This window comes from Variovorax sp. dw_954 (assembly GCF_018449755.1).
Classification (GTDB): Bacteria; Pseudomonadota; Gammaproteobacteria; order Burkholderiales; family Burkholderiaceae_C; genus Variovorax.
On sequence record NZ_JAAVVD010000006.1, the window covers coordinates 167,592 to 184,274 of the forward strand.

The 16,683-nt window shown below is 65.5% G+C and carries 16 protein-coding genes and 3 tRNA genes; 7 read left to right on the forward strand and 12 right to left on the reverse strand.

The annotated features are described in order from the left end of the window. Nucleotides 1-162 precede the first annotated feature (162 nt). From HB681_RS12185 to HB681_RS12215, 7 genes are all read right to left on the reverse strand, one after another. Nucleotides 163-250: transfer RNA gene (locus tag HB681_RS12185), tRNA-Ser, on the reverse strand. Nucleotides 251-304: 54 nt separating this feature from the next. Continuing rightward, nucleotides 305-1,045, reverse strand: coding sequence for a TetR/AcrR family transcriptional regulator (locus HB681_RS12190; protein ID WP_213955079.1), 741 nt, complete (start codon nt 1,043-1,045; stop codon nt 305-307). After that, nucleotides 1,042-2,292 carry a radical SAM family heme chaperone HemW gene (gene hemW / locus HB681_RS12195; protein WP_213955222.1) on the reverse strand — a complete coding sequence of 417 codons (1,251 nt, stop codon included), beginning with the start codon at nt 2,290-2,292 and terminating at the stop codon, nt 1,042-1,044. The genes HB681_RS12190 and hemW overlap by 4 nt, the downstream gene beginning before the upstream one ends. Nucleotides 2,293-2,412: 120 nt before the next feature. Continuing rightward, the gene (gene rdgB / locus HB681_RS12200) at nt 2,413-3,015 is read right to left on the reverse strand and encodes an RdgB/HAM1 family non-canonical purine NTP pyrophosphatase (RefSeq protein ID WP_213955080.1); all 603 of its coding nucleotides are present in this window, start codon (nt 3,013-3,015) and stop codon (nt 2,413-2,415) included. Between the two features lie 37 nt (nt 3,016-3,052). Continuing rightward, the gene (rph, locus tag HB681_RS12205; protein ID WP_213955081.1) at nt 3,053-3,781 is read right to left on the reverse strand and encodes a ribonuclease PH; all 729 of its coding nucleotides are present in this window, start codon (nt 3,779-3,781) and stop codon (nt 3,053-3,055) included. A gap of 133 nt (nt 3,782-3,914) precedes the next feature. After that, nucleotides 3,915-4,817 carry a PP2C family serine/threonine-protein phosphatase gene (locus HB681_RS12210; protein ID WP_213955082.1) on the reverse strand — a complete coding sequence of 301 codons (903 nt, stop codon included), beginning with the start codon at nt 4,815-4,817 and terminating at the stop codon, nt 3,915-3,917. Nucleotides 4,818-4,896: 79 nt separating this feature from the next. Continuing rightward, complete coding sequence (locus tag HB681_RS12215; protein ID WP_213955083.1) at nt 4,897-5,904, reverse strand: serine/threonine-protein kinase; 1,008 nt, start codon at nt 5,902-5,904, stop codon at nt 4,897-4,899. 91 nt (nt 5,905-5,995) lie between these two features. On the opposite strand from HB681_RS12215, the gene HB681_RS12220 reads away from it, so the two are divergent. From HB681_RS12220 to HB681_RS12235, 4 genes are all read left to right on the forward strand, one after another. Beyond that, nucleotides 5,996-6,910 (forward strand): YicC/YloC family endoribonuclease, encoded by a 915-nt coding sequence (locus HB681_RS12220; protein WP_213955084.1) that lies wholly within the window; start codon nt 5,996-5,998, stop codon nt 6,908-6,910. A 14-nt stretch (nt 6,911-6,924) separates the two neighbouring features. Beyond that, a complete protein-coding gene (gene gmk / locus HB681_RS12225) occupies nt 6,925-7,545 on the forward strand; it encodes a guanylate kinase (RefSeq protein WP_213955085.1) in 621 nt (206 codons plus the stop codon). Nucleotides 7,546-7,567: 22 nt separating this feature from the next. Further along, nucleotides 7,568-7,771, forward strand: coding sequence for a DNA-directed RNA polymerase subunit omega (gene rpoZ, locus HB681_RS12230; RefSeq protein ID WP_213955086.1), 204 nt, complete (start codon nt 7,568-7,570; stop codon nt 7,769-7,771). A gap of 94 nt (nt 7,772-7,865) precedes the next feature. Beyond that, nucleotides 7,866-10,154 carry a bifunctional (p)ppGpp synthetase/guanosine-3',5'-bis(diphosphate) 3'-pyrophosphohydrolase gene (locus HB681_RS12235; RefSeq protein WP_213955087.1) on the forward strand — a complete coding sequence of 763 codons (2,289 nt, stop codon included), beginning with the start codon at nt 7,866-7,868 and terminating at the stop codon, nt 10,152-10,154. On the opposite strand, the gene greB is transcribed toward HB681_RS12235, so the two are convergent. The 4 genes from greB to hrcA form a co-directional block, all read right to left on the reverse strand. Then, nucleotides 10,118-10,696: a transcription elongation factor GreB gene (gene greB / locus HB681_RS12240; RefSeq protein WP_213955088.1), complete on the reverse strand. Its 579-nt coding sequence runs from the start codon at nt 10,694-10,696 to the stop codon at nt 10,118-10,120. The two genes, HB681_RS12235 and greB, sit on opposite strands and share 37 nt — an antisense overlap. Before the next feature lie 116 nt (nt 10,697-10,812). Continuing rightward, nucleotides 10,813-10,889, reverse strand: a tRNA-Arg gene (locus HB681_RS12245). 95 nt (nt 10,890-10,984) lie between these two features. Then, nucleotides 10,985-11,061: transfer RNA gene (locus HB681_RS12250), tRNA-Ile, on the reverse strand. 41 nt (nt 11,062-11,102) lie between these two features. After that, nucleotides 11,103-12,107, reverse strand: coding sequence for a heat-inducible transcriptional repressor HrcA (hrcA, locus tag HB681_RS12255; protein ID WP_213955089.1), 1,005 nt, complete (start codon nt 12,105-12,107; stop codon nt 11,103-11,105). A gap of 28 nt (nt 12,108-12,135) precedes the next feature. On the opposite strand from hrcA, the gene HB681_RS12260 reads away from it, so the two are divergent. The 3 genes from HB681_RS12260 to rapZ are packed head-to-tail and all read left to right on the forward strand — an operon-like array spanning nt 12,136 to nt 15,597. Beyond that, on the forward strand, nt 12,136-13,032 hold the full coding sequence (locus HB681_RS12260; RefSeq protein ID WP_213955090.1) for an NAD kinase: 897 nt from the start codon (nt 12,136-12,138) through the stop codon (nt 13,030-13,032). 28 nt (nt 13,033-13,060) lie between these two features. Beyond that, nucleotides 13,061-14,725 carry a DNA repair protein RecN gene (recN, locus tag HB681_RS12265; protein ID WP_213955091.1) on the forward strand — a complete coding sequence of 555 codons (1,665 nt, stop codon included), beginning with the start codon at nt 13,061-13,063 and terminating at the stop codon, nt 14,723-14,725. Next, a complete protein-coding gene (gene rapZ / locus HB681_RS12270) occupies nt 14,722-15,597 on the forward strand; it encodes an RNase adapter RapZ (RefSeq protein ID WP_213955092.1) in 876 nt (291 codons plus the stop codon). Before recN ends, rapZ begins: the two co-directional genes overlap by 4 nt. Before the next feature lie 28 nt (nt 15,598-15,625). Here rapZ and mutY read toward each other — a convergent pair whose 3' ends face one another. Beyond that, nucleotides 15,626-16,666 carry an A/G-specific adenine glycosylase gene (gene mutY / locus HB681_RS12275; RefSeq protein ID WP_213955223.1) on the reverse strand — a complete coding sequence of 347 codons (1,041 nt, stop codon included), beginning with the start codon at nt 16,664-16,666 and terminating at the stop codon, nt 15,626-15,628. Nucleotides 16,667-16,683 lie beyond the last annotated feature (17 nt).

The following is a 16,683-nucleotide window of genomic DNA, read 5'->3' on the forward strand; positions in this document are numbered from 1 at the left end:
GCACTACCACGACCGACCTACAAACCGCTGTTGGCCGACTGCTGAAGGTGACCCGCGTCATTCACCCTCAGACGCCATCACACAATCGCACTGCCGAAGGATGAGTACATGGAGGGGTAAAGTTATCGAACTGGCCGAGCGTCGATGAGAGACATCGATGGCTGGCGGAGAGTGTGAGATTCGAACTCACGGACGGTTTCCCGTCGGCAGTTTTCAAGACTGCTGGTTTAAACCGCTCACCCAACTCTCCAATGAAGACATGCACCGCTCGCCCTGGGGCGGCAGGCAAGAGGCGGGAGGGATTCTAGACGGTGCTGCCTTCAGAGCGCTGCGCATGGCTGGCTTCGGGCTCTTGCGACGCCTTCCGCGGCGCCAGGCCGCCGAGCACCAGGTCCAGCACGCCCTGCGCCCATTCGCGGCGCTCCACCGGCCCGCCAAGCGGCCTGGAGATGAAGAAGCGAACTCCGCCGAAGGCCAGGTTCGAAAGCTGCACAGCGGTGAGTTCAGGATTGGGCACATGCAATTGGCCGTTGCGGTGCGCCTCTTCCAGGTAGGCGACGACCGGGCCGAGCACCCAGCTGTTCTCCGTATAGACGAGCTTTGCGAGTTCAGGGAAGCGCGTGGCCTCGGCAATCACCAGGCGCAGCAGCCCCAGCGTGCGCGGCTCGGTGGCCCCCAGGTACATGCCTTCGATCAACTCGAGCAGGCGCTCCTCGGTGTTGGTCTGTTCGCCCTTCAGCGCCGCATGCATGTCGGTACGCGCCTTCTCGACCGCCCGATGGATCACTTCGTGGAACAGCGCCTGCTTGTTTTCGAACTGGCGATAGATCGTGATCTTGGCAACGCCGGCGTCACGCGCAACAGCCTCGATGCTGGTGCCGGCATAGCCCTTTTCCAGAAACGATTGCGTCGCGGCATCCAGGAAGGCCTCCCGCAATTCGGCGGCCTGCACCACGCTGGGACGCCCGCGCGCGCGGCGCTTCGGTTCAACGGCTTCCGCGGAGGGCGAAAGTTCGGTCACGGGGTCGAGCAGTGTGATGGTCATGAATCTGGTAGGAACAATGTCTGGAGGTCGCTCAGGAAATCGAGTCCCCTTGCAGTAGGCCAAACGTGTCGAAGATCGCGAGAAAGTAACCCATTTTGCTCCGCTTGGGCCAGTCCGCGTTGAATTGCGGTGATCGAAAGGCCAGTCCGTTCGCCATATTGCGACAGAGTGAACCCTTCCTTCAGTCGCAAGACATTGAGCATGTATTCGAAGGGCAACTCGGCCAGCGCCACGTCATCGCTCTGTGATACCGCTACCCCGGCCAACGCCTGGTCCATGTATTTCTGGGGCTCCCGGAAACGCACCTGCCGCACGATCCGGTGCGCAAAACTCAGCTTGCTGTGCGCGCCGGCGCCAATGCCAAGGTAGTCGCCAAACTGCCAGTAGTTCAGGTTGTGCTGGCACTGATGGCCCTCGCGGGCAAACGCCGATATTTCATAGCGGGCCAGTCCGGCTGTCGCCGTGCGCTCGGTGATGCGGTCGAGCATGGCATAGGCGTCATCGTCTTCCGGCACCTTGGGCGGAAACTTGGCGAAGTAGGTGTTGGGTTCGATGGTGAGGTGGTAGATCGACAGATGCGGCGGGGCCAAGGCCAGCGCCTGCGCCAGGTCCGTCTCCAATTGCGCGGGCGATTGCCCTGGTAGCGCATACATCAGGTCGAGGTTGAAGGTGTCGAAGGCGCTCGCCGCCTCCTCCACCGCGGCAATGGCCTGCGCCCGATCGTGCACGCGTCCCAGCGCCTTCAGGTGCTCGTCGTTGAAGCTCTGCACCCCGACGGACAGGCGCGTCACGCCCGCGCTTCGAAAGGCCCGGAAGCGGTCGCGCTCGAAGGTGCCCGGGTTGGCCTCGAGCGTGATCTCGCAGTCGGGCGCCAGTTTGACCCGTGCACGCACGTCGCTGATCAGTCGGTCGATCGCCTCGGGCGAGAACAGGCTGGGCGTCCCGCCACCGATGAACACGGTGTGGATGGTGCGGCCCCAGATCAGGGGCAGCGCCGCATCGAGGTCGGCCACCAATGCCTCGAGGTAGCGCTGCTCAGGCAATGCGCCTGCCTTTCCGTCGGACCATTCATGCGAGTTGAAGTCGCAGTACGGGCATTTGCGAAGGCACCAGGGCAGATGGACGTACAGCGAGAGCGGCGGCAGCGCGGACAGTTGCAAGGGCCCGGGCCGCATCATGTGCAGCACGTCGTTGGCGTTCGGCGCACCGGCCTGCACCGCGGGCGCGATGGGGACGATCGTGTTCATTGGATAACCTTCGCGCCGCGCGCTGCGGTGCGAGCACCTTCGGGCGGCCGGGCGGTGCTCATTGAGTAACCTCCGCGCTGCGCGCTGCGGTGCGAGCACCTTCGGGCGGCCGGGCGGTGCTCATGGAAACCAACGCTCGCGCATCATCGCCAGCATCGCGCGCGAGGCCTGGCCCCGGTGACTGTTCGCGTTCTTCACCTCGGGCGGGAGTTGGGCGAAGGTTTTGCCGAACGCCGGCAGGAACATCACCGGATCGAAGCCGAAGCCGTTCTCGCCCACCGGCTCGCGCGTGATCCGCCCGGCCGCACGTCCGACCGCGATCAGCGGTTCCGGGTCTTCGGCACTGCGCAGCGCCACCAGCGTGCTGACCAGCGCAGCGCGGCGGTCCTCGATGCCGGCCATCTGTTCGAGGAGTGCACGCACGTTGTTCGCGTCGCCCTTTTCATAGCCGAACCGGGTCGCATAGTAGGCCGTGTCCACGCCGGGCAGGCCGCCGAAGGCCTCGACGCAAAGCCCCGCGTCATCGGCAATGGCCGGCAGGCCAGTGGCGGCGGCCGCATGCCGCGCCTTGGCCAGCGCGTTCTCCACGAAGGTGCGAAACGGCTCGTCGGCCTCGCCCACGCCCAGTTCCGACTGGCGCACAAGGGTCACATCCAGCGGTGCGAGCAACAGTTGCAACTCGGCCAGCTTGCCGGCGTTGTTGGATGCGAGAACCAGTTTCATAAGCGATGCGCGCCCGCATGACGGGCATTGTCAGAAGTTACTTGGCGAGCGCCTGCTGTTGCAGCACGACCAGTTCCTGGATGCCCTTGTCGGCCAGGCCCAGCAACAGGTCCATCTCGGCGCGGGTGAAGGCAGCCCCCTCGGCCGTGCCCTGCACTTCGACGAAGTGGCCGGCGCCCGTCATGACGACGTTCATGTCGGTATCGCAGGCCGAGTCCTCTGTGTACTCGAGATCCAGCAACGGCGTGCCTTGCACGATGCCCACCGAGATCGCGGCCACTGGGCCGAGGATCGGCGATGCCGGGAGGATCCCCGCGGCCAGCAGCTTGTTCACGGCATCCTGAGCCGCGACGAATGCGCCCGTGATGGCCGCCGTGCGCGTGCCGCCGTCAGCCTGCAGCACGTCGCAGTCGAGGTGGATGGTGCGCTCGCCCAAGGCCTTCAGATCGAACACGGCGCGCATGGAGCGGCCGATCAGCCGCTGGATCTCCTGCGTGCGCCCACTCTGCTTGCCACGTGCCGCCTCGCGGTCGCTGCGGGTGTGGGTGGCGCGCGGCAGCATGCCGTACTCGGCCGTGACCCAGCCCTCGCCGCTGCCGCGCTTGTGCGGCGGCACCTTCTCCTCCACCGAAGCCGTGCAGAGCACGCGCGTATCGCCGAGCTCGATCAGCACCGAGCCCTCGGCATGAATGGTGAAACCGCGCGTGATGCGGACCGGTCGCAGTTGGTCAGCCGCGCGGCCGCCGCTTCGTGTGTATGTAGTCATGGGTTGAATTGGCAGTGATGAGAAAAGCGCGGACACCATAGCGCGCCCTGAGGGCAAGGAGATTTTCGCAGCGAAGGCGGCGAGGGACATCGCCGCCCCGAGATCGGCGACCGCAGTAGAAAGATCCCCGGCCTCAGCTCTTACGGGCTGCGGAGCGACGGATAGCTTCGTTGATTTCGGCAATCGACCGTTCGATCGCGTCTTCATCCAGATCGTCAGCCTCGCCATCCGACGGCATGCCGGCCTGGATCGTCGAGGCGAACACGCCTTCGCTGATCGCATCGGTCGACACGCCGCGCTCGTTGCCGGCCACGTCGGGCGTTTCCCATTCGAGCGCGATCAGCGTCACGTTGTCGCTGTGGGTGCCGCCGTTGCGGAGCGCCGCTTCAGCCAACTCGGGCGCCGCATCCGACACCGGCCGGTTGGACAAAGTCCGCACGATCTGCTCGTCATCCAGCACACCCCAGACGCCATCCGAGCACAGCATGATGCGGTCGCCCTGCTGCAGGGTCAGCGGAGCCGAGACATCCAGCGTGGGCGTGGACGGCGATCCGAGGCAGGTCAGCAGCAGGTTGCGATTGACGGGCTCGTTGCCCCCGTCGAGCCGCGGCCGCTCGGCATGCGAATGGTCGCGGGTACGCATCAGCAGCTGCCCGCCGCGCACCACGTACAGACGCGAATCGCCGCAGTGAACCCAAGTCGCCGTCGTGCCTTGCAGCACGGCCGCCACGAGCGTGGTGCGGGGCGTGTCGAGCATCGCCTTGTTGCCCGCATAGCGCATGATCTGCTGATGCGCCGACAACGCCGACGACGTGAGGAAGGCGCGTACGTCCTTCACCACCGGGCGGGCTTCGCGCTGATAGAGCGCGGCAATGGTCTGCAGCGCCATCTGCGCCGCGACCTCACCCTCCGGATGGCCGCCCATGCCGTCGGCCAGCACGAAGAGGCCGGACTCCCGCGTGTAGCAGTAGCCCATGCGGTCTTCGTTCTTGACGCGGCCGCCCTTGCGGCTGACTTGGAATACGGAAAATTTCATGAGTGCCCGCACGGCAGCACGAAGGCCGCACAAACCCATTCAGGGGGAAGCGAACACACGAGATATGGAGCGTGGAGATTCATGCCGGTCTGGTTGTGGGAGCGGCCGCCTTGGGCAACCCCTTCTTGTCGGGCGAGCGCATGTTGTCGATCGACAGGCGCACCTTCTCGCTGACGCTGAGCTTGGTATAGCGACGCTCGCCTTCGCGGCTCAATTCCTTCTGCAGCGCGAACACAGACTGCGGACGCGACAGCGGATCGAGCGACATGCACCACTCGACTACCTCGATCAGGTTGTCCGAATAGATGCCGCGCAGGCGCGACAGCGAGAGGCTCAGCCGGTCCTTCTCGATGCGCTGCGGCGCGTCGTTGGGCGGATAGCCCTGCATGCAGGCATAGATGCAGGCGCCGATGGCATAGATGTCGGTCCAAGGCCCCATCGACGAATCGCGACGGTACATCTCGGGTGCCGCAAAGCCGGGCGTGTACATCGGCCGGATGAAGTTGCCCTCCTTGGACAGCACCTCGCGCGCCGCGCCGAAGTCGATCATCACGGCGCGGTCGTCGTCGGTCACGAAGATGTTGGCCGGCTTGATATCCAGGTGCAGCATCTTGTGCTGGTGCACGATGCGCAGGCCGCGCAGGATCTCGTCGAACAGGGAGCGGATGGTCGACTCCCTGAATACTTTCTGCTTCTTCAGGTCGCGCGCGGTGACGATGAAATCCTGGAGCGTGGCGCCTTCCAGATTGTTCATCACCATGTAGACGGTCTCGTTCTCGCGGAAGAAATTGAGCACGCTCACCACCGATGCGTGCGAGATCTGCGCCAGCGAGCGCCCCTCTTCGAAGAAGCTCTTGAGGCCCAGCCGATACAGCGAAAGCTTCTCCGGCGCGACCTGCGGCGCCAGTTCGCCGACGCCGCGCGTGGCCAATGAAGACGGCAGGTATTCTTTGATGGCGACCTGCTGGCCGGAGGGGTCGACCGCCAGATAGACGACGCCGAATCCACCCGCGGAAATCCGGCGGATCACGCGGTATCCGCCGATCACCGTGTCGGGCAGCAGGGGCGAAGGTTTGACCTTTGACATAATCCGGGAGTTTCACCCGAAGGCGAGTGTGCGGCAAGCGAACGCACTGCCGATGCCTCGGTGCGAACAAACAAATTCACAGTGAGGCGCAATGCCAGTTTACAGCATGACCGGCTACGCGAGTGGCCAGAACACCCCCGGTGGAGGCCACGCTGACGCGGACTCGCGACCTGCGGCCGCAGGCCGACTTGGCGTCGAGATCCGCTCGGTCAACAGCCGATTCCTGGACCTGACTTTCAAGTTGCCGGAAGAGCTTCGGCAGCACGAACCCGCCCTGCGCGAACTGCTCACCCGCAGCCTCAAGCGCGGCAAGGTCGAGTTGCGGGCCAACTTCGAGAACAGTGCCGCATCGGGCGTGGTGGAGCCTTCCACCAAGCTGCTGCAGCGGCTCAACGGCGTACAGGACAGCATCAAGGCGTGGCTCCCAAGCGCACGCGAACTGAGCGTGGCCGACGTGCTGCGGCTGGCCGGCGGCGACGGCAGCCAGCGCGGCGACTGGGGCCCGGACCTGCTGGATGTCAGCGGCAGGGCACTCGCCGCCATGATGGAAGCCCGCGCCCGCGAAGGCGCCCGCCTCGCCACCATGCTCAGCGAGCACCTCGGCGAGTTGCGCAAGCTGGCCACGCAGGCCGGCCCGCTGGTGCCTCAACTGGTCGAGCAGCAACGCAACCGCTTCCTGGAACGCTGGCAGGATGCCATGGGCCTGGTCGGCGGCACCCTGCCCGAAGCGGCGCAAGACCGCGCACTGACCGAAGCAACAGCCTTCGCCATCCGCATCGACGTGGCCGAGGAGCTCACCCGCCTCAGCTCCCACCTGGACGAAATCGAGCGACTGATCGCCAAGGGCGGCGAGATCGGCAAGCGCCTCGACTTCCTCATTCAGGAACTGCACCGCGAAGCCAACACGCTGGGCTCCAAGTCCGCCGCACTCGAACTCACGCGCATCGGCGTCGACATGAAGGTGCTGATCGAGCAGATGCGCGAGCAAGTGCAGAACATCGAATAAGAAGACCCTGCCCGATGGATTACCCCGGAAATATCTTTGTGGTGGCTGCGCCCAGCGGCGCCGGCAAGTCCAGCCTCGTGAAAGCGCTGATGGAGCTGGATTCGGCCGTGCAACCCTCGGTGTCGCACACCACCCGTCCCCCGCGCGGGCAGGAAAAGCATGGCCGCGAATACTTCTTCACCTCCGATGGCGAATTCGACGCGATGGTCGCCGGCGACGGGTTTGTCGAATGGGCGCACGTGCACGGATGCCGCTATGGCACGTCGAAAAGGGCCATCGAGGAGCGCGTGGCGCAAGGCGCGGACGTGGTGCTCGAAATCGACTTCCAGGGCGCGATCCAGATCCGCAAGACCTTCGCCAACGCCGTGCTCATCTTCATCCTGCCGCCGAGTTGGGAAGAACTGCGCTCGCGGCTCGAGCGTCGCGGCGAAGACCGCGCCGACGTCATCGAACTGCGCCTGCGCAATGCGGCCACCGAGATGGCCCGGGCGGGGGAATTCGATTTCGTTATAATCAACGAGTTATTCGAGCGTGCGCTTTTCGACCTGAAAGCCATTGTTCACGCCCAGCGGCTGCGTTATTCCGCCCAGCGCCGCGCGCGGGCCGACACCTTCGCCGCTCTGAACATCCCCTGACACCGTCTACCGAAAGTTCATCATGGCCCGCATCACCGTCGAAGACTGCCTGCTTCAGATCCCGAACCGCTTCCAGCTCGTGCTGGCCGCAACGTACCGCGCCCGCATGCTGAGCCAGGGCCATGCGCCCAAGATCGAAAGCAAGAACAAGCCCGGCGTGACCGCGCTGCGCGAGATCGCCGAAGGCAAGATCGGCCTCGAAATGCTCAAGAAGGTGCCGGGCTGATCATTCGCCCCAGCTTTCCCATAGAGGCACCGCTTGCGGTGCCTTTTTTGTGGGCAATCACCTGCCCTCGAATGGCACGCTAAAGTCGGGGGCTATGAGCGCAGTCGCCAAATCCGAGCCCAACGCCCCGCGGGGTGCTGCTCGGCCCAGCCCTGCCGCCCTCAACGCCGCTGCGGCCAGCTTTGCGGCCCTGACCGCCCGGCTCGACTATCTCAGCGCCGAAGACACCGAACTGGTCCGCCGCGCCTACCGCTTTGCCGACGAGGCCCATCTCGGCCAACTGCGCAACAGCGGCGAGCCCTACATCACCCATCCGATCGCGGTCGCGGCCCAATGCGCCGAGTGGAAGCTGGATGCGCAAGCCCTCATGGCGGCGCTGCTGCATGACGCCATCGAGGACTGCGGCGTCACCAAGCCCGAACTGATCGAGCGCTTCGGTGCACCCGTCGCCGAACTGGTCGATGGCCTCACCAAGCTGGACAAGCTGCAGTTCAACACCCGCGAGGAGAACCAGGCCGAGTCCTTCCGCAAGATGCTGCTGGCGATGGCACGCGATGTGCGGGTGATCCTCGTCAAGCTGGCCGACCGCACCCACAACATGCGCACGCTCGACGACGCGCCGCGCGAGAAGTGGCCGCGCATTGCGGGCGAGACGCTGGAGATCTATGCGCCCATCGCGCATCGACTGGGCCTGAACCAGACCTATCGCGAACTTCAGGAACTTTCCTTCCGGCACCTGAAGCCGTGGCGCTATGCCATCCTGTCGAAGGCCGTGGCCAAGGCCCGCAGCCGCCGGCGCGATCTGATCCAGAAGGTCCAGCGCGAGCTTGAAACAGCCTTCGCAGCCGCCGGTATCAGCGTGCGCATCGCGGGCCGCGAGAAGACGCTCTACTCGATCTACCGCAAGATGGACGAGAAGCACCTGAGCTTTGCGCAGGTCACCGACATCTACGGCTTTCGCCTGATCGTGCCGAACGTCATCGCCTGCTACACGGGGCTGGGCATCCTGCACCAGATGTACAAGCCCCTGCCGGGCAAGTTCAAGGACCACATCGCGATTGCGAAGCTCAACGGCTACCAGTCGCTGCACACCACGCTGGTCGGTCCGTCGGGCGTCAACGTCGAGTTTCAGTTGCGCACGGAGGCCATGCATGTGGTCGCCGAATCGGGCGTGGCGGCGCATTGGCTCTACAAGGCGACCGACAACGCGTCGCCCTCGCGCGAGCGGCTCGGTGCGAAGTGGCTGCAGTCCTTGCTCGACATCCAGGACGAGACGCGCGATGCCGCGGAATTCTGGGACCACGTCAAGGTCGACCTGTTCCCGGATGCGGTGTACGTCTTCACGCCCAAGAGCCAGATCCTCGCCTTGCCGCGCGGCGCCACTGTCATCGACTTCGCCTATGCCATCCACAGCAACATCGGCGACCACACCTCGGCGGCGCGCATCAATGGCGACCAGGTGCCGCTGCGCACCGAGCTCAAGAACGGCGACGTGGTGGAAGTCATCACCGCGCCCGTCTCGACGCCCAATCCGGCCTGGCTGGGATTTGTTCGCACCGGCCGCGCACGATCGAAGATCCGCCACTACCTCAAGACCCTGGCCCATGCCGAATCGGAAGGCCTCGGCGAGAAGCTGCTGGCGCAGGCGCTGCGCGCCGAGGGCCGCAACAAAGTGCCGCCGGACGATGGCGAATACCAGGTCATCTGGGAAAAGCTGCTGCGCTTCACGGCCAACCGCTCGCGTTCCGAGCTGATGACCGACATCGGCCTGGGCCGACGCATTGCGAGCATCGTCGCCAAGCGCCTCATGTTCCTGCTGTCCGAGCGCGGCGAGAAGCCCGATGCCCTGCTGCTCACGCGCGAGCGCTTCACCGCGCACGAGACCGTCTCGCAAGGCGGTGTCACGCTCGACGGCAGCGAGAACTCGTCGGTTCGCTTCGCGCTGTGTTGCCGGCCCATTCCAGGCGATCACATCGTCGGCTACCTGGGCCACGGCGAAGGGCTCGTCGTGCATACCGACGAATGCGGCGTCGGCCAGCGCCTGCGGCACCGCGACAGCGAACGCTTCTTCGCAGTCGAGTGGGCCGAGGAACCGGTCCGCGCCTTCGAGACCGGCGTGGTCGTGACGGTGCGCAACGACAAGGGCGTGCTGGCCCGCGTGGCAGCCACGCTGGCCGAGGCCGAGGCCGACATCACGCATGTCGAGATGGCCGATGAGACGCCGCAGGATTCGACCGACCTGCGCTTCGTGATCGCGGTGCGCGACCGCGCGCATCTCGACCTGGTGCTGCGCGCCGTGAAGCGGACGCCGTCGGTGCTGGTCGCGAACCGCGTGGTGCCCGCGCCCTATTCGGCCGACCCGAGCGCACCGGGCGCCGGGTAGCGCACCGACAGCACTTCGATCTCCTGCGCGCCACGCGGCGTGACGAGCTTCACCACATCGCCCTCGCGCGCCTTCAGCAGCGCCCGGGCAATCGGCGAAATCCAGCTCACCTGCGCTTGCTGGCTCTGGGCTTCATCGATGCCGAGGATGGTGACGCTGCGCTCCTCGCCCGCGGGATCGGCGTATTCCACTGTCGCTCCGAAGAAGACCTGGTCGCTGCCGTGATGCACGGACGGGTCCGTCACCTCGGCCACTTCGAGCCGCTTGGTCAGGAAGCGGATGCGGCGATCGATTTCACGCAGCCGCTTCTTGCCATAGAGGTAGTCGCCGTTCTCGGACCGATCGCCGTTCTTTGCCGCCCAATGCACCGCCTCGACCACCTTCGGCCGCTCCTCGTCCATGAGGCTGAGCAACTCGTCACGCAGCCGTGCATAGCCTTGCGGCGTGATGTAGTTCTTGCCGCCTGGCGGCAGCGGCGGCAACCCGCCGTCCGCGCCATCGTCGTCGTCGGCGTCCGACTCTTTGGTGAATGCTTTGCTCATGGCGCCATGCTAAGTAAAAGCCTTGCCCCTTTGGCCATGGTGAACACCAGCCCCAAGGGCTGAGTTGCCGCGCAAAAAGAAAAAGCCCTCAACTTTCGTTGAGGGCTTTTGAAGAGTGGTGCGGCTGGCAGGAATTGAACCCACGACCCCTTGGTTCGTAGCCAAGTACTCTATCCAACTGAGCTACAGCCGCACAGCTTGCGATTATAGCATGTACTTTTCATGACATTCCCAACAGGGCGAAATGATTTCGTAAATGCCTTCCTGCGCAGTCCCGCAAGACCGGACTGGTAGGCCGTGTTGGACTTGAACCAACGACCAAAGGATTATGAGTCCTCTGCTCTAACCAACTGAGCTAACGGCCCGCGCGGCCGGGATTCTAGTCGGCGCCCCGTGGCCTTCTGGATTACTTGCGTCCGCTTAACGCATTGCTCACCAGTCGCGACGTGATGTCGACGATCTGGATCATGCGTTCATAGGGCATGCGCGTCGGCCCGATCACGCCGAGCGTGCCGACGACCTGCCCATCGACTTCATAGTTGGCGCTGACCACGGAGAGCTCCTCGACGGGCACGAGCTGGCTCTCGCCGCCGATGAAAATGCGCACGCCTTCGGCCCTGCTCGACGAATCCAGCAGCCGCATGAGTTGCGCCTTCTGCTCGAACAGGTCGAACGCGCGGCGCAACTGGCCCATGTCGCTGGAGAAGTCGCTGACCGACAGCAGGTTGCGCTCGCCCGACACCACGACTTCATCCTGCGCCTCGGTCAGCACCTCGCTGCTCACGACCACGGCTGCCTGCATCAGCGATGCGATCTCGCCGCGCAGCTTTTCCACTTCCGATTGAAGCCGATCGCGGACCTGCTCGATCGACAAGCCGGCAAAGTGGGTGTTGATGTAGTTGGACGCCTCGATCAGTTGCGATGGGGTGTAGTCCGTCTCCGGAAAGATCACGCGGTTCTGCACGTCGCCATCGGGCGACACGATGATCACCAGCAGGCGACGGTCCGACAGCCGCATGAACTCCAGGTGCCGGAACACCGACGGCCGCCGTGGCGCCATCACGACGCCCACGAAATGCGAAAGGTTCGACAGCAGCTGCGCCGCATTGGCGATCACCTTCTGCGGCTGGTCCGGCGAAAGTGGCGGTGTCGTGAAAGGTTCACGCCGGCTGGTCAACATGGTGTCGACGAAGAGCCGATAGCCGCGCGCCGTGGGAATCCGTCCGGCGGACGTATGCGGACTGGCGATCAGGCCCAACTCTTCGAGGTCGGACATCACGTTGCGAATGGTCGCTGGCGAAAGCTCCAGCCCCGGCGTTCGCGACAAGGTGCGAGAGCCCACGGGTTGGCCGTCCGCGATATAGCGTTCAACCAGAGTCTTCAGCAGTAGCCTGGCGCGGTCGTCCAACATCTGGCAATTTTAATGTTGTAATTTGGTCATGACCCCTCGCTTCCGGCACGTCGCCCTTATTGGCAAATACCAGGCGTCCGGCGTCCGCGCGCAGGCCGATGCACCCGACAGCGTGACCTGCGAGATCGCCACCTTTCTGGAGAGCCAAGGCTGCGAAGTCGTGGTGGAGCAGTCGGCCGACGAATCGGCCGGTTCTGGCCGCTATCGTGCCCTCACGCTGGACCAGATCGGCGAGCAATGCGACCTGGGCCTCGTGGTGGGCGGCGACGGCACCATGCTGGGCGTCGGACGCCAGCTGGCCCGCCATGGCTTGCCGCTGATCGGCATCAACCGCGGCCGGCTCGGCTTCATCACCGACATTCCGCTCGACAACTACCAGGCCACGCTGATCCCGATGCTGGCCGGCGAATTCGAGGAAGACCATCGCAGCATGATGCATGCGCAGGTGTTCCGCGACGGGCAGGTCGTCTTCACCGCCTACGCGATGAACGACGTGGTGGTGAATCGCGGCGCGACCTCCGGCATGGTTGAACTGAGCGTGTCGGTGGGCCGGCACTTCGTGGCCAACCAGCGCGCGGACGGCCTGATCATCGCGACGGCCACCGGCTCGACGGCCTATGCGCTCTCCGCCGGCGGGCCGCTTCTCCATCCGGCGATACCGGGCTGGGTGCTCGTCCCGATCGCGCCCCACACCTTGTCGAACCGGCCGATCCTGCTGCCCGACGCGGACGAGGTCACCATCGAGCTCGTGGCCGGCCGCGACGCGAGCGCCAATTTCGACATGCAGTCGCTGGCATCACTGCAGCATGGCGACCGCATCGTGGTGCGTCGCTCCGACTACCGCGTGCGCTTCCTTCATCCCAAGGGCTGGAGCTACTTCGACACGCTGCGCAAGAAACTGCATTGGAACGAAGGCGGATCGTGAGCCACCTCACTTCCCCGGGAGACCCGACTTGGCATTAAGACGCATCGCCCTGCGCGATTTCGTGATCGTGCGTGAACTCGAACTCGACCTATCGAGCGGGTTCACCGTGTTGACCGGCGAGACCGGCGCAGGCAAATCCATCCTCATCGACGCATTGCAACTGGCGCTGGGCAACAGGGCCGATGCCGGGTCGGTGCGCGAGGGCGCGGAGCGGCTGGACGTGTCGGCGGAGTTCGATGCCGATGCTGCGCTGGCCGGCTGGCTCGACGAGGGCGGCTTCGAATCCGGCGATTCGCTGTTGCTGCGCCGCACCGTCGACCTCCAGGGCCGCAGCCGTGGCTGGATCAACGGCAGCCCCGCCACGGCGACTCAGTTGCGCGAGCTTGGCGACCACCTGCTCGATATCCACGGCCAGCATGCATGGCAGAGCCTGACGCGGCCCGACGCGGTGCGCGGCCTGCTCGATGCCTATGCCGGCGTGCGCACCGAGGCGCTGGATGCGGGCTGGCACGCATGGCGGCAGTCGCTGTCGGCGCTAGAAACCGCGCGGTCCGCACAGGATTCGCTGCAACGCGACCGCGAGCGGCTGCAATGGCAGATCGGCGAAGTCATGAAGCTCGCCCCCGGCGCGGACGAGTGGAACGAACTGTCGGCCAACCATGCGCGCGCGTCGAATGCGCAGACGCTCATCGAGGCGGCCGAAGGCGCACGCGAGGCGCTGGAAGGCGACGATGGCGGCGCACTCAGCGCCCTCACCCGCGCCGCGACGCTGCTGCAGGGCTGCGAGCACATCGAGCCCGAGTTCAAGGCGCTTGGCGAAGTGCTCGCATCGAGCGTGGCGCAGGCCGCCGACGCCGTGCACACGCTGCATGGCTACCTGCGGCACGCGGACACCGATCCGCAGACCCTGGCCGAACTCGACGAGCGCATGGGCCTCTGGATGTCGCTCGCGAGGCGCTACAAGCGCGGCCCGGCCGACCTGCCCGGTTTGCTCGCCGGCTGGCAGGATGAACTCAAGACCCTCGACGCGGCCAGCGACCTCGAAGCACTGGAGCGCGTGGAGCAAGCAGCACAGCAGGCCTTCATGAAGGAAGCCGGCGCGGTCGGCAAGGTGCGCAAGCAGGCTGCGCCCAGGCTCGCGAAGGCCGTCACGCTGGCGATGCAAGGCCTCGGCATGCAGGGCGGCAGCTTCGAGGTGAAGCTGCAAGCGCTGACGCAACCCGGTCGGGCGGGTCTCGAGGACATCAGCTTCCTCGTCAGCGGCCATCCCGGCAGCACGCCACGGCCGATCGGCAAGGTCGCATCGGGCGGCGAGCTGTCCCGCATCGCACTCGCGATCGCTGTGACCACGAGCGAACTCGGCGCCGCGCAGACCTTGATCTTCGACGAAGTGGACGCGGGTGTCGGCGGTGCGGTCGCTGAAACGGTGGGCCGCCTGATGAAGCAACTGGGCCGGGATCGCCAGGTGCTTGCAGTGACCCACCTGCCGCAGGTTGCCGCATGCGCCGACCATCACCTGGTCGTGGCCAAGCGCCAGATCGCCGGTCGCACCGAAAGCGGCGTCACGCCACTCGAAGGCGCGGCGCGGGTGAAGGAAGTGGCCCGCATGCTGGGCGGCGAGAAACTGTCGCAGACCTCGCTCGCGCATGCGCGCGAGATGCTGGGCAAGACGTCGACGGAAGCGAGAGCATGAGCCTCGAACTGGTGCTCATCACCGGCATGTCGGGCTCCGGCAAGTCGGTCGCGCTGCATGCGCTGGAAGACGCGGGCTATTACTGCGTCGACAACCTGCCACCCGAACTGTTGATGCCCTTCATCGCGTTGCAGCACGAGCAGCAGGCTGAACGCGTGGCCATTGCAATGGACGTGCGAAGCGGCGTCTCACTGCCCTTGGTGCCGCAGCAGCTTGAAACGCTGCGCCGCGATGGGGTGTCACTGCGCTCGCTGTTCCTCGACTCCACCACCGACGCACTCGTGCGCCGCTACTCAGAGACGCGCCGGCGCCATCCACTCTCGCGCCAGGAAAGCCGCAATGACGTGCCGGAGACCCAGCGCGTGCTGATCCAGGCCATCGAACTCGAGCGAGAACTGCTGGCCGAGTTGCGAGACGGCGCCGATGTGATCGACACCAGCATCATCCGCCCCGCGCAACTGCAGAGCTACGTGAAGCTGCTGATCTCGGCGCCGCAAAGCGCGTTGACGCTGGTGTTCGAATCCTTCGCCTTCAAACGCGGCGTGCCGCTCGACGCCGACTACGTGTTCGACGTGCGCATGCTGCCGAACCCGCACTACGTCCCCGCGCTGCGGCCCTTGACCGGCCGGGACGAGCCGGTCATCGACTGGCTTCGCCAGCACGACGACGTGGCGCGCATGTATGACGACATCGAACAGTTCCTCAGCCGCTGGCTCGATGCGCTCGCGCGCGACCATCGCAGCTACGTGACGGTGGCGATCGGCTGCACCGGCGGACAGCATCGCTCGGTGTTCCTGGTGGAGCAACTGGCCCGCGGCTTTGGCGCGCGCTGGGCCGCGCTCAAGCGACATCGGGAGCTGGACGGGACTTGAGTCCCCGGACGCGGTTCCCGATCCGCGTTCAGTGCTCGCCCGAGCCCAGCAGTTTGCGTACCGGCGCAGGCAGGCCCAGGCCTTCCCAGTCGGGCGGAGCGAACCATTGCCCGCCGCCCGGCATCGCGGCCCTTGCGTCGCCTTCGACCCGCACGGGATGCAGGTGCAAGTCCTTGTGAGTCAGCACGTGCACGAACGAGGCGCCGTCGCGCGCAGTGGCCCGCAGGCCCACAGGCAACGCCTCCAGCAAAGCCGCATGGCTGTCGAAGACCGGCAGGCAGTACAGGCCCGCCCACACTCCCCGCGCCGGCCGTTTCTCGAGCCAGCTTCGTCCCGTTTCGTCGTTCGCCTGCAGCAGCCAGAGCGACTGCGAAGTGCGCTTGACTTTTCGCGTCTTGACCGGATAAGCCTCGGGTGTGCCTTGCCGGCGTGCGACGCATAGCTCGTTCACCGGACACAGGAGACAGTTGGGTTTGCGCGACAAGCAGACCGTCGCGCCCAGGTCCATCAGCCCTTGCGTGTAGCTCTCGATCGCTCCGCGCTCGCTTGCTGGCGGCAGGAGTTCGGTCGCCTCGTTCCACAACGCACGCTCACTGGCGCCCACGGAAAGATCGGCGTCGAAACCCAGCACCCGCGTCAGCACGCGCTTGACGTTTCCGTCCAGGATCGCAACGCGCTCGCCAAAGCAGAAAGCAGCGATGGCCGCCGCCGTCGAACGGCCGATGCCGGGCAGCGATTCCAGGTCCTCCGATTGCCGTGGGAACGTGCCGCCAAAGCGCGTCATGACCTCCTGTGCGCAGCGATGCATGTTGCGCGCGCGGCTGTAGTAGCCCAGGCCGCTCCAGAGCCCGAAGACCTCGTCTTCTCCCGCCGCGGCCAATTCGCCAACGGTCGGAAAGCGCGCAAGGAAGCGGTCGAAGTAGCCGAGCACCGTCGACACCTGCGTCTGCTGCAGCATCACCTCCGACAGCCACACACGGTATGGGTCGCGTGTGTTCTGCCAAGGCAGTTTGCTGCGCCCGTGGGCGCGCTGCCAGCGCACCACGCTGGCGGCAAACACGGGGGCGATCAGACTGGATTGCGACG

Excerpts from the sequence above, each read along its gene's own strand:
- rph (WP_213955081.1), bottom strand. The coding sequence starts at position 3,781 with ATGACTACATACACACGAAGCGGCGGCCGCGCGGCTGACCAACTGCGA.
- hemW (WP_213955222.1), bottom strand. The coding sequence starts at position 2,292 with ATGAACACGATCGTCCCCATCGCGCCCGCGGTGCAGGCCGGTGCGCCG.
- rdgB (WP_213955080.1), bottom strand. The coding sequence starts at position 3,015 with ATGAAACTGGTTCTCGCATCCAACAACGCCGGCAAGCTGGCCGAGTTG.
- HB681_RS12235 (WP_213955087.1), top strand. The coding sequence starts at position 7,866 with ATGAGCGCAGTCGCCAAATCCGAGCCCAACGCCCCGCGGGGTGCTGCT.
- HB681_RS12210 (WP_213955082.1), bottom strand. The coding sequence starts at position 4,817 with ATGAAATTTTCCGTATTCCAAGTCAGCCGCAAGGGCGGCCGCGTCAAG.
- HB681_RS12220 (WP_213955084.1), top strand. The coding sequence starts at position 5,996 with ATGCCAGTTTACAGCATGACCGGCTACGCGAGTGGCCAGAACACCCCC.
- greB (WP_213955088.1), bottom strand. The coding sequence starts at position 10,696 with ATGAGCAAAGCATTCACCAAAGAGTCGGACGCCGACGACGACGATGGC.
- HB681_RS12190 (WP_213955079.1), bottom strand. The coding sequence starts at position 1,045 with ATGACCATCACACTGCTCGACCCCGTGACCGAACTTTCGCCCTCCGCG.
- HB681_RS12260 (WP_213955090.1), top strand. The coding sequence starts at position 12,136 with ATGACCCCTCGCTTCCGGCACGTCGCCCTTATTGGCAAATACCAGGCG.
- hrcA (WP_213955089.1), bottom strand. The coding sequence starts at position 12,107 with ATGTTGGACGACCGCGCCAGGCTACTGCTGAAGACTCTGGTTGAACGC.
- gmk (WP_213955085.1), top strand. The coding sequence starts at position 6,925 with ATGGATTACCCCGGAAATATCTTTGTGGTGGCTGCGCCCAGCGGCGCC.
- HB681_RS12215 (WP_213955083.1), bottom strand. The coding sequence starts at position 5,904 with ATGTCAAAGGTCAAACCTTCGCCCCTGCTGCCCGACACGGTGATCGGC.
- rpoZ (WP_213955086.1), top strand. The coding sequence starts at position 7,568 with ATGGCCCGCATCACCGTCGAAGACTGCCTGCTTCAGATCCCGAACCGC.
- rapZ (WP_213955092.1), top strand. The coding sequence starts at position 14,722 with ATGAGCCTCGAACTGGTGCTCATCACCGGCATGTCGGGCTCCGGCAAG.